Origin of the sequence: Mesorhizobium sp. M1312 (assembly GCF_040318115.1) — a bacterium.
Lineage (GTDB): Bacteria > Pseudomonadota > Alphaproteobacteria > Rhizobiales > Rhizobiaceae > Mesorhizobium.
The window spans coordinates 18664-32914 of the sequence record NZ_JAMYLQ010000003.1 but is presented as its reverse complement, the minus strand read 5'-3'; the positions used below and the strand labels follow the sequence as shown (position 1 = coordinate 32914).

Sequence of the window (14251 nt, the reverse complement as noted above, 5' to 3'; positions counted from 1 at the left end):
TGCCGATGACCACCAGCCATGTTTCGCCCGCCGACACGGTCATATCGGGCAAACGCAAGATCGGCGTGATCCGCCGCCTCGAGCGCTCGTTGCGACCAGGACTGCGAAATCTTCGCGGTCTGGTCAAGGAGCCGTTTCTTGCCTGGGCGCATCCGGAAGCTCTCGCTTTTTACCGCAGGGCCATGGAGACCGCATATCTGCCGGACGACCTGATCGACGTAGTCCCGCAACTCAAGATCCTGTACCTCGCCACGCCAAAGGCGGCGAGCAGCCGTATTCGCGGCAACCTTGCAGCCATGATCGGAAACGACACCGTGTCGGGGTGGCGCAGCGATCAGAACTGGAGGGTGCACAACCGAAAGGCGTCGAACTTGCAGGCGCCTCGCCATGGCGTCCTGCAGTTCTATCGCATGGCCACAAGTCCCGAAGCCTTGCGATTTACCTTCGTTCGCAATCCCTATACCCGGCTTTTGTCGTGCTGGGCCGACCAGTATCGCGACCGTCCGCTTGTGCCTGGTTATGGCAGGGTGGAGGTCTATCTAGCCTACCGCGAAAGGGCTAATCCGGCGCTGCCTGTAGGTCCCGACAAGAGCCTGTCCTTTGCAGATTTCGTCGCCTTTGCCTGCGCGACTTCCACTTGGCGCATCGACAAGCATTGGCAGAGGCAAAGCGACATCATCGACCTTCCAGGAGTGGCGTTCGACCTCGTCGGCAAGACAGAGACTTTCGCACAGGACTTCGAACGGGTTCTGGATCATGTCGGTGCAAGCGACGAGATGAGACGCGCGGCGATGCCACCTCTGCACACCTCCTCGCGCCGCAGGCTTGCCGACTATTTCACGCCAGAACTGGCTGATACCATCTATCGCGCGTATGAGCGCGACTTCGATCAGTTTGGCTATCCGCGCGCACTTCCAGAGTAAAGCGGTCGCGCGGCGGTCTTAGATGTACCCGAACGCCTGCATCAGGGGTTTCCCACGCCCCTCGGTAAGCTCCATCAATTCCTGCTGACCCAGTTCGGTCTTCCAGCGGCCGCGGCCATCATAGATCGGCTTGTTGACCTGCTGGTTGCGGAGGGCGGTATGTCGCGTCTCAACCTCGGCTTCGGCCGGCTTGAACCATTGCTGCGGGTTCCTGTGGTAGTCGAGCAGGTCCGAACTGAAGGACAGATCGAGAAAGCCGCAGATGCGCTCGACGATCCTGGCCGGATCCTCGACCAGATCCTCATAGCGGTAAATCAGCACATCCGGTGCTTCCTGTTCGGCAAGAACGAGCGCATTGTCGTCGATCCAGCGGTCGAGCGCCTCCGCCGGATCGCCGAGACGTTTGGCCAGCGACGCCACGACGTCGCGCCCGTCGCGCACCGGCATCACGAAACGCGCGCCAGGCACGAGCCGGCGGATCCGGCCGACGCGACGGATATGCCGCGGCGTCTTTTCGAGCAGAAAGGTCTTTCCGGCGCGAAGCGCGGCGCGCTTCAGCTTCCAGTAGCGGAACACCGCCAGTGGGGTCCATTTGAAGAAAACGTTGGTTTCCTGGAAAGGCAGGTAGACGTCGGGATGGGAGGCGAGAATTGTCGCAATCAGGGTTGTGCCGCTATGCCCGCAGCCGCATACGAATCCGGTCCGCATCACCATCTCGGCAGTGTTCCCAACCTGAGGCGACCCGAGTACTGTATTGAGGCGCGCATAGCATAAGCCGTTCTTGCTAAAGCTTTTGTCCAGCTTCTCCCAATATGCGAACTTAGCCAGTTGCTCCTCAATACGATCGTCCAGCATGACACGCAGCCAGGTGCGCCCTGATTTTGGAAAGGATACGACAAGGGAAGAGGCGGCGCTTTGGCCTGGAACAATTTTAGAAAGAACAAGAGAGACGGCCTCCTTTAGATTATCAGAGTTGGCGCCCGGATCGCCGCGGGTTGAGAAAACCCGCCATGCTGTAACGGAAACGTTCCGCGCCGTCCCTTAGTTGCGATGATAAGCCAGAACTGTACTCCCGCGGGGCGACCTGCTGCGATGAGACATGGTGAATCCAGCGCCATCGATTAGAGATTGAAGACAGGTGTCTTCCTCGTCGGGAACGCGCGCTACTACGGTCTGGGCACGGTTGATGATGTCGGTGAAGATGAGATCGGCCTTTTCCTGGCCCACCCCCCTGCGGAAATGCTGGTACACAGCGAGGAGAAGAACGATGTCGTAGCGGTCGCGTAGAACAGACGGAAGCTTGCGGCTCCCCAGGTTCATGGCGTCAAATCGACTTTCGACGTCCGACCCGAGAAAGATTGACCGCGCCACGCCGATATGTGGTTTCAGGATGTCGATACCGTGGATGTAGGCCGGTCTCTGTTTAGAAATTTCATAAGCGACAATGCCCATATTGCACCCAACATCCAGGATTGTCTTGTCTGAGTAGTTTACCCCGCACGAAAATAATCCTTCGAGACGATCCTCCCATGTTCCCGCGAATTTCTTGTGAAATTTCCAAAACAGCATGAATCACCTTTCGTGGCCGGGCAAAGTCGGCCGTTGTATAATCTGTAGCGTTGCGCCAGCAAGGAGGCAGCCCTCAGCCACTCACAATATGACCCATGATGCCAGAATGGCATCGGCCTCAACCATCACTGCAGCCGATGTTCGTTCCCGCTTCGAGACCGGCACGGCGGAAAGGCAGGTAAACGTCGGGATGGGAGGCGAGAATTGTCGCAGTCAGGGTTGTGCCGCTAGTGCATCGGATCAATTCACACCTGCCCTGTTGTCGGCATAAGATATGCCATGCTGCTGAAAGGCTTCATCGAGCCGCCTCCAGTAATCGAGCCGCGCAAGCACATTGTCGCAAAAGGCTACATCATCCGCGCTGAGGTAGTCCAAATAACCACCGACCTTACCCTTTCGAACCTTGAAGCTTTCCGGGTCGTCAGGATCGCGTGGCTGCAATCTTCCGCCATAGCGCGCACCCAGTTCTCCTGACATTTCAGATTGCTGCATTCGTTTGAACGATCTGCTGACGGCAACATCGGCAAGCTGCGACTCGTCAAAGGGTTTTCCCAAAAATTTCCCGATGCTGCGCAATGCGTCGTTTGTATCCCGCTGCACATCTTCATAACGCAGAAGCGCAATCTTTCGCATGTGACTTGCGGCTGCGAACCACTGCAGATTGAAAAGAGCAATCTTCTCGACACCGTGTTTGGGGCTTCTAATACAATCGCCGATCGGACCTGCTTCCAGCCCATGGCGTTTGTTGACCTGAAAATATCCAGACACAGCAGTGTCGCGGGGGTCGCGCGTCAGGAACAGAATCCGTTGCCGTTTGTAGCGAGATTTGTCGGGGCTGATCTGCGTAATGTCGCGCAGATCCTTGTGGTCGGAACCGTCGTGCGTGTAAGCCGCATCGACGCCCAGATCGTCAAGCATCACGCGCAGCCAGGTCCGCCCGGATTTGGGAAACGAGACGACAAGGAGGGGCGGCTTTCTTGCAAAGAAGTTGGACAACAAACTCAACTTGCGGACTCCGATTTGCGGCACTTTGATCGAGCAGATCAGCGACTGTAGATATCGATTAAGGCATTGGCGATCCGTTGCGAAGCCGGCACCCTTGGATCGATCGACAGATTGGCATTGAGGAAGTCCCGGCTTTGCTCAAAATAAGTCGACCTTGACCTGACCGCAGCGCGGATATCTTCGACGAGGTCATGCTCCGACAAGGTTGGTTTGAAAGCACCCATGGGGCTGTCGAACTCGACCATGGGCGAAACCAGCGGAAACAGCACCACCGGAATGCCGCAGGCGACTGCTTCGTAAACAGTAGTGCTTGGGCGCGTTACGAGCGCCAGAGCGTCCGGTAGCAGTTGTGCGAACTCCAGGGTCGATTTGTTCGGCAAATCGACTTTTGCGAACATCGTGGGGTGGACGCTAACGACATAGGGCAGGCCGAGTTTCGCACATGCGGCTGCCACGGCTTCAATCGCTTGGCGATCTGTGGGGTCCTCGATATCCCCCTTGAAGTTCACCAGCACAAAAAGCCCTTCATCGTGCCTGGCGCCAGCACTTCCGACGGCACGCTCAATTACCGGGGAGCCGACAACGTATGTCGGCTGTCGCCTTTGCTGCAGCGCCGCTGGTCCCATCGAAAGGATGTAGTCAGCTCTCACAAATCGATGCGGCTGCAGCAGTCGCGCACCTCCGATGAGGCCGACCACACGGACCATGCCGAAGTTGATGGAGTCTATGAACCGCCTAAAGAATTGCGGCGCATAGTCATTTCCAGTCACCAGCATGTCGCCGGGTCTGATCATCCGCTCGAGCTCGGCAAAGCCGATATGAGATGTTCCCCGGGCATTGAGTTCAGGCCGCGCTACGCCGCCGCGTTTCAATCCATCAAGATGCGCGAACACGCATCGGATGCCGCGGTCAACCAGAATATCTGCCGCGTCTGCCAGCAGGCGAACATTGTTGCGGTTGTGGGGGACGAAGTAGACGGTTCTCGTCGCTGCCCTGCCGCGAGCGTAGATACGCCCGCGCTTGAACAGATTTCCTGGATGCACAAGCCGGTACGCCGCGAAGAGCCGCTGCACAGAGCTTTCCCTGACAGGAGAAGCCGCCTTGTTTCGGAACCTACCCAAAGATATGCGTCGCCTTTTATCCGTTAAATTTAGAACGGCCGCCCGCCGGTAGTTTACAATGCTCTCGCCGTCAAGAAAGGCGCTTGACTACTCCGCCGGTTGTGACCCGCCTTGCACACTCGCGATGCTTGCATGGTAGATTCAAAGAGCGCCGATGAGTGAGCACATGTGGCGTTGTGCGTCTTCCATCACCGCGGCCCAAGGCCGTTCCCGTTTCGAGACCAGCACGGCGGAAGGATAGTAGGGTGTGCGATCGCCCTCGACCGGCCAGGAGCGCTTGAAACCATCACCAAGAATAAAGACCGACGGGATGCCGAGCGCGCCCGCCAGATGCGCCCCGGTATTGCTGATGGTAACCACGGCGTCCATCGCAGCAACCTGCGCCGCGAAAAGGTCCATATCGACAAGTTGGTCGATTGTTCCGTCATGGACGATACGCGCCAGTTCGCCATCGGTCAGGATCTTCAGGTCGGCCTCTACCTGGCCGTATTGCAGCGAAACGAACCGGATGTCCGGACGGCTGATAAGCCCTCGCCACGCCGTAAGTGGCGGCAGGTCCTTGCCAGGATTGGAGCTGCCCCATGCGATGCCGACCAACGGAAGGTCATCCTTCCGATAGCGGGCGCGAAGTTCAGCGACTCGCGCCTGATCCGGCTTCAGCGGGACGAACTGCTCCCGGATCGTGGTCTCATCCGTCTCGAACACGGCAGTCAGATGCTGAACGCCCGCAAAGGCCTGGGCCTCTCCGTAGGCGGCCTTGCCCCCCCGACCGACCGCTCGCACATCGGCGGCGGGAAACGTCCGCTGAAAGAGCGGCACCAACCGCTGCTCGACCAGGATGATCAAACGAGCGGCCCGGGCGAGCGCACGGCCGACGGAACTCGCATGATGGATCGCGGTGGCCAGACCCTGTTTTTCGGTCTCCATCAGATCGACGAGCAAGACCTGGTCCGAGATATCCTGGCCGAGCCATTCGCCGTTGACGCGGCCTTCAACGATGTGGCGCCGGGCGATCTTGATCTCGGCCGCCGGGCCGTAGGCGCCCATACGCATCAGCGCCTTGCTAAGCTCGTCGAGCAGGTGAACCTCGCCCCTCGACTTCGCAATCGACCCCAGAGCCAGCGCTTTCGGCAGTGCGGCCGACCAATCGCGCGCCTCGATGCTTCGCCGATAATCCGCCATCTGATCGGCAATGTCGCCATCACGCCAGCGAAGGAAAAGCTGCCGCCGGTGACGACGGAACCAGACCTTGTATTTGTAGCCGGCAAGCGCGACAACGCGGCGGAACCGGCGAAGGAGTTGGCTAGCGGCCATCACCAACTCCACCGATGATTTGCGCAACCCGTTCACCTGCTTCCTGCATTGCTGACGCCCATGGCTGGTCGCCTTTTCGAACCAGTCGAACGCTTGGATAAGTGGTTACTGTGTCGCCGAAGGCAGGCCACGACAGCCGAAACCCATCGTCGATCATGACGACAGTCGGAACGCCAAGCGCTCCCGCCAGATTGGCGCCGGTATTGCTGATCGTCACCACCGAATCGAGTGCCGCGATTTGCGCGGCAAAGCGGTCCATATCCGACAACTGGTCGACGGAAGCGTCATGAATAATGCGTCCAGGCGCCCAGTGTTCGAATTCGGAGAGCGCTGGCCCGACGTCGCCATATTGCATACTGATGAGACGTCCCGGCAGATTGCCGAGCAACGCCCGCCAATCATCCAGAGCCGGCAGGTCCTTGCTCTTGTTCAAGCTTCCCCAGGCGAAGCCGATCAGAGGCCCCGGGCCACGATCGAGATAGCTGCGGCGTAACTCGGCGACCAGTCGGCGGTCCGGCTCCAATGGAAGGAATGGCGCGCGTGCCGTCGGCTCATCCGGCCAGAAGTACCTCGCCAATGTCTCGAAACAGGCGAAGACATCGGCGTCCACCGCCGCCGCCTCCCCTGCTTCCTCAAGCCTGACATCGAGCGCAGGATAGGTTCGGCGATAAAGTGGCGCGAGTCGCGGCTCCACGAAGACGGTGCATCGGTCGGCAGCAGCGACCACCGGCCCCAGCAGCGATGCGAACTGGAAGAAGATTGCAAGATCGCCTTCGCGCCGCTCGATCGCAAGCCTGCGACCCGCAAGATCACTGCCATCCCATTCCGGCCGGCCGGGCACTTGCTTGCTCGACGCAATCAACTGCCAGGCACGATTCCCGCCGCCGAGACGTCTCAGTCCACGCCCGGCTTTTTTGACAAGCCCGCGATCGCCAAGCTGCTCACCGAGCAGGCCGAGTGCCAGCGCATGCTCCCGGGCCACCTTCCAGTCACGCCGCTCGATACTCTGCGCCATCAGGCTGACATGGCGTTTGACGTTTTCGTCAGCATGGCGCGAGGGACGCCTGAAAAACTTCTTTGCCCGATCGAGAACCTTCTGCAGCCGCTTGCCATCAACACCTTGCGGGCGCAGGTCGGCGGCTTTTGCCTTTTCAAGGATGGATCGTCTGTTCGGCACAGCGACCCTCAACTATCGCTAGACAGCGTCGAAGGCGCCGTCAAAATCGACGAGAGCCGCCGGCCGACGTCGTCGAGTACCACCGGCCAGGCACGTCCTTCCTTGCGAATGACGAGCCCCTTCGGATACCAGGGCGTTCGATCGCCAATCACTGGCCACGCTGTCTGAAACTTGTCGTCGATCAGGAAAACAGTCGGAACACCGAGTGCTCCGGACAGATGGGCCGCCGTGTTGCTGATCGTTACGACGGCATCGAGCGCGGCGACCTGCGCGGCGAAACGGTCCATATCAAACATCTGGTCGACACTGTCATCATAGATAAGCCGCGCGTCATTGCCGTTGCGCAGGCGCCGCAGCGCCGGCTTGATCTGTCCGTACTGGAGGGAAACGAATGTCGCGTGTGTCTGGGCGATGAAACGTGCCCATTCGGGGAAATCAGGCACGTCCTTTGTATGGGATTTACTGCCCCAGGACAGACCCACCAGTGGCAGATCCGTCAGCGAGCGATAGCGCTTGCGGAATGTCTCGACGAGTTCAGGATCTGCTCGCAGCGGCACGAAATCGGCGGCAAGTCTTTCGGCATCGCGGCCGAAAACCGAGGCGAGATTTTCGAAGGTCGCAAATTTGTCAGCAACGACATTCTGCTGCGCTGGGACCACGGTCGCATTCGGGAACGTCCGCTGCACAAGCGGAACTAGGCGCGGCTCGCACCGAATTGTCGCGCTTTGCGCACATGCAGCGGCGGCGCCGGCCAGTCGCGCATGGCGGATAACCCGGCCAAGACTGCGAGGGTCATCCTCTACGAGATCGATCAGCAGTGTATCCGAACCGATGTCTTCTCCCTTCCACTCATTGGCACCTTTTCCTTTTCGTAGCCGGCGAGCGGAAAGCCGAAGCTCGGCCGCCCGCGCGAAATTGCCCAGCCGTTCGAACGCCTGGCCTGCCTTCTGCATCAGCTCGGGGTCGCGGGCACGATCGGCCATGATGGCCGTTTCATCGGTACTTGCTTCAAGTCCTGTCCAGTCCCTGCGCGCGATCAGCGCGTCGACCTTGGCCTGCTGCTCAAGAACGGAACGAGGCTTGGCGCCGGTATACAGCCTCCGCACGGCCTTTGTGTATCGGCGCAACTGCAGGCCCAATCCACCAATCACATACCGGATGTAGGAACCGTGGTAAAAACTGGTCATCGGCCTTCAGCGCAATACGCTCTGCCGCAGCTTTTTGCCGTCTTCGACGACCGGAGCGGACGCTTCCAGATGGAAGATCGAACGATAGATTTCGCTGCGCCTGGCAAGCTCGTCGTGCGTCCCGGAGTCCGCGAGCATGCCAGCGTCAAATACCAGAATACGATCGGCCGCCTTGATGGTTGAAAGCCTGTGGGCAATGCAGATCACCGTGCGCTGAAATGCATCGTCGAAGGCTGCCTCCATCACCGCCCGTTCGTTTTCGCCGTCGAGCGCGGATGTTGCTTCATCGTAGACAATCACGGGAGCATTTTTGAGTAGCGCGCGCGCGATGGCAACGCGTTGTTTCTGCCCGCCCGACAGATTGGTGCCGCTCGGCCCCACCAGCGTGTCGAGCCCGTTTTCCAGGTTAGAGGCAAAGCTAGTGACCCGGGCGAGGTCCGCCGCGGACTCGATCTCCCGATCGGTGGCGTTCGGGCGTCCGTCACGAATGTTGTCACGGATCGAGCCTTCGAACAGGAAGACGTCCTGTGACACCAGTGCGATATTGTCGCGAACGTCGGAGAGGCTGATCTTCGAAATATCCTTTCCGTCGAGGAGAATCCTGCCCTTGTCCGGCTCCATCAGGCGCAGGACAAGATTGACGATGGTTGTCTTGCCGGCGCCGGAGCGGCCGACGATCGCCAGCTTCTCACGAGGTCGCACCTCGAAGGAAACACCGTGCAGCGCAGGGCTATTGCCTTCATAGGAGAAGGCCACATCTTCAAAACGGATGCCGCCCTCAACATCGGTAAGGTGCTCGCCTGCGGTTGCGAGTTGTCGCTGTTCGGGCGTGTCGATCAAATCATACATCTGCCCGACGGCCACCATTTGCTTCTGGATGTCGACATTGACCCGGGCCAGCCGCTTGGCGGGTTCATAGGCAAGCATAAAGGCGGTTATGAAGGCCATGAACTCGCCCGGCGTCTTGCCGTTGCCGAGGGTCTGCCAGCTTGCGTATATGATGAAAAGGGCGATGACGAAACCGCCGCCGGTCTCCATCAAGGGACTCATCAACGCTGATGTCCGGTTGATCTGGATGCCGCGCCTTTCCATCTTGCGGACAGCCTTTGCGAAGCTGGCAGCCGCCTTGTCTTCGAGTTGGAAGGACTTGATGGTGCGGATACCTTCGACGGCTTCCGTGCCGATCGACTGGACCAGGGCAGCCAATTCCGTCTCGCCCCTTGCCAGCGCCTTGAGCTTCCTGGTTATGGCGCCCACCGATAGGAATAGCAGGGGTAGAACCGCCACGGATATCAGCGACATCATCGGATCCTGCTTGACCATGACGCTTGCCAGGGCAATCAGCTTCAGCACATCGGAGACGGTGCTGCTCGTGAGGGTGAGAATAACGGCGGCCCCGGCGCGCGCGTTGAACATGATCTTGGAGACGAATTTCGCCGGATGCTGATTGGCGAACCGGTTGATGTCGAAACGTACCATCCGGGAAAACTGGCGGTTTTGAAGGTCCGAAACGATAGCCCGGCGAATCTTCCCCGTTGTGATGGTCTGGCAGTAGTCAGCGATCCCCTTGACCAGGAAAATGCCGACAATCATGGCGCTAATACCCCATGCGGCGGCAGCGTTCCGTTCCACATAAATGCTGTTGATCATGACACTCATGATCCAAGCCGTTGCGCCGGTCGCCGTCGCAGCGACGATCGAACACAGCAAACCGGTGAGATACAGCTTTATGTGCGGCGGCAGGTTCTCGAGGATCAGGCGCTTGACCAGCGGGTACGTCAGGGCCGCTGAAATTCGTTTCTTTGCGCTCATTGCGTTTCCCGATGCGATGTATCGTTCTCTGACGACCCTCGCTCCTGCCGATCCATGAAAATACTCTCGACGCCGTCACACATGCGCCAAACTGATACCTGACGTCTGACTTCGTTCGAAGTTATAGTCAATCTTGAATCCTCCTGATTGCGGCTAGCGGCGAAGCGAACTAGGTGTCGGGCATTGCTGTCGGCGGCCGGCTATGAAGATCATGGAGCGATTGTGACATTGCTAGAGCGCGTTAGACGAAAGTACCTTCGGCTCCGTCACCAACTCGGGTACATGAAACCTATCCGTTTGATGGCATCGGACAAATCAAACACCAAGTATGACGAATTCGTCATTTCTGGTGCCATTACAATCCGCAAAACCTCAATATTCACTTCTGACGATATATTTTTCACGATGGGGAGTTGCTTCGCGCAGGAAATTCGACGTGCATTGACAAGCAGACATATCGCATGCGTTCCGTCTTACAGGAATATCAGCTTCGATCCCGCACAGGCTATCGTAGATGAGTTGCCTCGGCAGGAGCATATGAACTTCTACAACACCTTCACTGTTCGCCTTCAGATCGAGCAAATGCTCGGGTTGTGGGATCAGGCTCATGACGACTGGTGGCAAATCAAGAAACGTGCTCCTTGGGGCCCGATCTGCTTTCAGGACCCGTACCGCCGTGGCATCTTCGCCAACTCTCCGCAAGTTCTCAGAGAGGTGATCGAGAGCATGAACCGAGAGATGCGGGTTGGCTTTGATGCGGCCACGGCATTCATATTCACCTTCGGAATGACTGAGGTCTTCATCAACAGGGCCAGTGGCAGAGTGGCAGCACAGAAACCGCTTTATCGTGGCGGAGGCGGAATGCAGGAAACCACGCTTCACGTCAGCAGCTTCCAGGAAAACTACGCCAACGTGATGGCTACCGTGGACATGGTCCGTCAACACAAACCCGATGCACCGATAATTCTCACAGTCTCACCGGTTGCATTGGCTCGCACGTTTCAAGACGTGGATGTCGTCACCGCGAGCACTGAAGGCAAATCCGTTCTTCGGGCTGTGCTTGGTCAAGTCTGCCGGGAACGGGACAATGTCCATTACCTTCCCTCGTTCGAGTTTGTCACCTATGGAGGCCTTGCTCGCAGCTATAGAGAGGACTTACGACACGTAAAGCAACCAGTCGTCGACGAGATCGTTGATCAGTTCTTCAAGGCGTACTTTGCTCCGTCGTCGGCGTAGCCTCAGCTATTCAGCGCTACTTGCCTTTACAACAATCGCCTGCCCCGTCGGAAGTTCGATGATGCCTTCCGGGCGGTTTTCGAAGAATTGGTCAAAGGCCTTTCGGGCTCCAGGGCAGAGCGCAGAGCCGTAGTCGTCACATATGATCATGCCATGGGCGCACACCCGATCGTAGAAGAAGGCAAGCGCGTCACGTGTCGGCTCGTATAGGTCGACGTCAATATGAACCAGGGCGAAACGCCGGTCAGATACGTTGGAAAGAGTTTCCGGTATCCATCCCACATGAAAAGTGGTGTTGCTGAAGTCGGAAATATTCTCTCTGGCTACCTTCTCGTCGGTGCCGAGATCGCCGGAGTTCCATGACGTTCGGCCGTTTGGTTTGCTATCTTCTGCGGTTGGTTCCGAGAGGCCTGCGAACGAGTCGAAAAGGTAATAGTGCCGTGGCCGAAGATCGCTCATCAGCATGAATATCGTCGACCGGCCTTGCCTTACGCCGCATTCGGCCACATCGCCATCGATACGCTCGATCGATCGCAAGCAGCTTTGCAGGACGAAAGCCCGGGGATCTGGAATCCCGCGGATGTTTTTGACCCGCTGCAGCGCCTTTCGGAAAAATGGCTGGTGCCTCCAGACCATATGCCTGGAATAAACATAGAACCCGTATTTGTCGGCCTTCTTCTGAGAAACCTTATACCAAGCCACGCCTCTGCGTTTTTTCGAAACAACAGCGAGTGCCACATCTCTTAATTTCATCGGTACCAGTCATTCGATCTGTTCATAAAGCGGGCGGAATCGAAAGCTCTGCCGGCATCAGACGCGGAATGAAGTCGAGTTCCGGCTGAAGGACATGGGCTTATCGAGCGCCGCAAGAAAGCACTTTTCCGTGCCCGCAATAAGGCAATGTCGAGGTTGCGACTCGCATGGGGTGCGACTCAAGATCACGGGTCACGTGCCTGGGCCGGTCCGGAAAACAGTCAATCCCGCCGGATGTCGGTGTTAACGCACTCCCCGGCTTGCGCTGCGCGCCGCAGTTGATGGCGCCGCGCCTCATTATCACACATTTGCATGCAGCAAGGCCAACGCCCCTGCGGCAGAGATGCACGTCGAAAGGTCAGGCTCATCATCGCCCTTGCGGCGACGAAAGGTTCAGTCGACTGCCCCGACAAGAACATCGGGGTGTTCAAGTATCGCGACCCAGCGCCCGGTATCTATGGACGATTGCCTTTTTAGAAATCTATATCCAGTTTTGGACCAAAGCTTCACATCGTCATTGAGGTTGTCGAGCACATAGTCGCCTTTGTCGGTCTTGACCGTCAGCACAGCGTGCCCCTCGCCGTCCGTCTTTCTGACGACGGTGATTAGGAGGTTCGAGAGCGATATGCCCTCCAAATTGAGCATCTGGCGCTTAAGCAGGACGTAATCCTCGCAGTCACCCACCGCGCTGTCAGGATAGGACCAAAATTCCATCGTGCCGTGAACGGCAAAATCGCTCTCGGGCTTGATCGATCTATTCACGAGTTTGGTGACGGACGCGAGCTTGTCTTCCATTCCACTGGTCATAAGGACCGGAGGAACCTCGCCCGACCGTATCCTGCATTCTGCGGCCTGCCTTCGGCAGAATTCGACGTGGCCGACCGGGATGGAGGTCCGCTGCCCGGTGGCCATGGCACCAGGCACCGCATCGGCCGAAGCTTTCTCCATCGGCGTCGCGGACATCATCAAGCCTATCAGTAGGCCGGCAGACAACCATGCCCGCGGTATCACCAATCCCATTCGCCCCGCCCAAGGTAACGACCCGAAACAATCTTTAATATCGCGTTACCATCTTTTCATGGGCACATCAACGCAGCCGACACACAATTTAGAGCGACGTCGCCATCGCCAAACGTGGACAGGCGGCCGAGAAAAAGTTGTAGCCAAATTTGGCGAAGGGACCGAAAGTCCAAAGAGCTACGGCGCTCTCGCGTAGATTTCGCATACATTCGGATACATTTCGATGGCACCCGGGCAAACCTCTGCGACAGGCGCGGCGTAAGTTTCAATCGTGAGCAGGAAGCCTTGTCATAGTGACGGGACAGAAAGCCGACAGCGATTTCGCAAGCAGGAGTCCATAGCGCGCGAGACGCCGATTGGCCGGTCTGCTCATTCGAAGAAAGGAAAATACGATGAACAAGCTTGTAATGGCTATCGCCCTCCTTGCCATGTCGACGGGAGTCTCGCTCGCTGCCATTCAAAACCCGGATCGCGATCCGACCCGCGGATTTGCCACTGGCGTCGACAACAGCGGAATGACCTTAGACACCAGTCACACGGCTTCCTTGCCTCCACTGGTGGTAGCCCTGAAGGAAGGACAGCCACAGCCCGCCAATGTTCTTAGGGGTCGTGCACCGTGGGCGGGCCGTTAATACACGAAACTTGTCTTCCCATGCAAAAATGTCCAATCACCCGCAATGCAACGAGGGTGGTTGGACTGGGGCGCAAGAAAATCCTGCCGCCATGCTCCAGTCCTCAATGAGCCATATCCGAGGGTCGGAACTCCCACGGAGAGAACGACTTGAGACCAGTCGTGCCGAAGACACCCAAATTCCGCGTCGCCAAGCGGCCGCTATTCAGCCTTGAGATTGCAGCAATCATGCCGTTGGGCGACGACATCCCCCGGCCCTGCCGCGCGGCAGTAGCCATGATTTCCCCATAGGCCATCGCGGCTTCCTCGGTCAGCCGAAGATCCGATCGGCAAACCGACGACAATACGAGAGTTCCCGCTCCAGACGCTCGGCACGCTGATCGGGTCGAATTTTCTGGATGCCCAAGGCGATATCGCCGATCGTCACGGCGAAGATAGCAAGATGTATAGACAACCGGCCGCAACTGGTGTTCGTTTCCCGCATGCAATTTCGAAAAATACAG

General features: G+C 58.0%; 13 protein-coding genes and 1 pseudogene. 3 read left to right on the top strand and 11 right to left on the bottom strand.

What is annotated here, in order from left to right:
* The first annotated feature begins 5 nt into the window (after positions 1-5).
* Positions 6-923 (top strand): sulfotransferase family 2 domain-containing protein, encoded by a 918-nt coding sequence (locus tag NKH36_RS05320; RefSeq protein ID WP_352957912.1) that lies wholly within the window; start codon positions 6-8, stop codon positions 921-923.
* Between the two features lie 18 nt (positions 924-941).
* Here NKH36_RS05320 and NKH36_RS05315 read toward each other — a convergent pair whose 3' ends face one another.
* The 8 genes from NKH36_RS05315 to NKH36_RS05280 form a co-directional block, all read right to left on the bottom strand.
* The gene (locus NKH36_RS05315; RefSeq protein WP_352957910.1) at positions 942-1631 is read right to left on the bottom strand and encodes a sulfotransferase family protein; all 690 of its coding nucleotides are present in this window, start codon (positions 1629-1631) and stop codon (positions 942-944) included.
* A gap of 333 nt (positions 1632-1964) precedes the next feature.
* Positions 1965-2492, bottom strand: a complete 528-nt coding sequence (locus NKH36_RS05310; RefSeq protein WP_352957908.1) for a class I SAM-dependent methyltransferase — start codon at positions 2490-2492, stop codon at positions 1965-1967.
* Between the two features lie 240 nt (positions 2493-2732).
* The gene (locus NKH36_RS05305; RefSeq protein ID WP_352957906.1) at positions 2733-3497 is read right to left on the bottom strand and encodes a sulfotransferase domain-containing protein; all 765 of its coding nucleotides are present in this window, start codon (positions 3495-3497) and stop codon (positions 2733-2735) included.
* 38 nt (positions 3498-3535) lie between these two features.
* Positions 3536-4570: a hypothetical protein gene (locus NKH36_RS05300; protein WP_352957904.1), complete on the bottom strand. Its 1035-nt coding sequence runs from the start codon at positions 4568-4570 to the stop codon at positions 3536-3538.
* 189 nt (positions 4571-4759) lie between these two features.
* On the bottom strand, positions 4760-5932 hold the full coding sequence (locus tag NKH36_RS05295; protein ID WP_352957902.1) for a glycosyltransferase family 9 protein: 1173 nt from the start codon (positions 5930-5932) through the stop codon (positions 4760-4762).
* The gene (locus tag NKH36_RS05290) at positions 5922-7109 is read right to left on the bottom strand and encodes a hypothetical protein (protein WP_352960680.1); all 1188 of its coding nucleotides are present in this window, start codon (positions 7107-7109) and stop codon (positions 5922-5924) included. The genes NKH36_RS05295 and NKH36_RS05290 overlap by 11 nt, the downstream gene beginning before the upstream one ends.
* A gap of 8 nt (positions 7110-7117) precedes the next feature.
* Complete coding sequence (locus tag NKH36_RS05285; RefSeq protein WP_352957898.1) at positions 7118-8296, bottom strand: glycosyltransferase family 9 protein; 1179 nt, start codon at positions 8294-8296, stop codon at positions 7118-7120.
* Between the two features lie 6 nt (positions 8297-8302).
* Positions 8303-10108, bottom strand: coding sequence for an ABC transporter ATP-binding protein (locus NKH36_RS05280; protein ID WP_352957896.1), 1806 nt, complete (start codon positions 10106-10108; stop codon positions 8303-8305).
* A 300-nt stretch (positions 10109-10408) separates the two neighbouring features.
* Between NKH36_RS05280 and NKH36_RS05275 the strand changes: the two genes are divergently transcribed.
* The gene (locus NKH36_RS05275) at positions 10409-11344 is read left to right on the top strand and encodes a GSCFA domain-containing protein (RefSeq protein WP_352957894.1); all 936 of its coding nucleotides are present in this window, start codon (positions 10409-10411) and stop codon (positions 11342-11344) included.
* Positions 11345-11350: 6 nt separating this feature from the next.
* Here NKH36_RS05275 and NKH36_RS05270 read toward each other — a convergent pair whose 3' ends face one another.
* Both NKH36_RS05270 and NKH36_RS05265 read right to left on the bottom strand, forming a co-directional pair.
* Positions 11351-12097 carry a TylF/MycF/NovP-related O-methyltransferase gene (locus tag NKH36_RS05270; protein ID WP_352957893.1) on the bottom strand — a complete coding sequence of 249 codons (747 nt, stop codon included), beginning with the start codon at positions 12095-12097 and terminating at the stop codon, positions 11351-11353.
* A 393-nt stretch (positions 12098-12490) separates the two neighbouring features.
* Positions 12491-13063, bottom strand: a complete 573-nt coding sequence (locus NKH36_RS05265) for a transglutaminase-like cysteine peptidase (RefSeq protein ID WP_352960676.1) — start codon at positions 13061-13063, stop codon at positions 12491-12493.
* A 446-nt stretch (positions 13064-13509) separates the two neighbouring features.
* On the opposite strand from NKH36_RS05265, the gene NKH36_RS05260 reads away from it, so the two are divergent.
* On the top strand, positions 13510-13749 hold the full coding sequence (locus tag NKH36_RS05260; RefSeq protein ID WP_352957889.1) for a hypothetical protein: 240 nt from the start codon (positions 13510-13512) through the stop codon (positions 13747-13749).
* A 103-nt stretch (positions 13750-13852) separates the two neighbouring features.
* Here the strand turns inward: NKH36_RS05260 and NKH36_RS05255 are convergent.
* A pseudogene (locus tag NKH36_RS05255) lies at positions 13853-14190 on the bottom strand (PIN domain-containing protein); the annotation flags it as partial.
* Between the last annotated feature and the right edge of the window lie 61 nt (positions 14191-14251).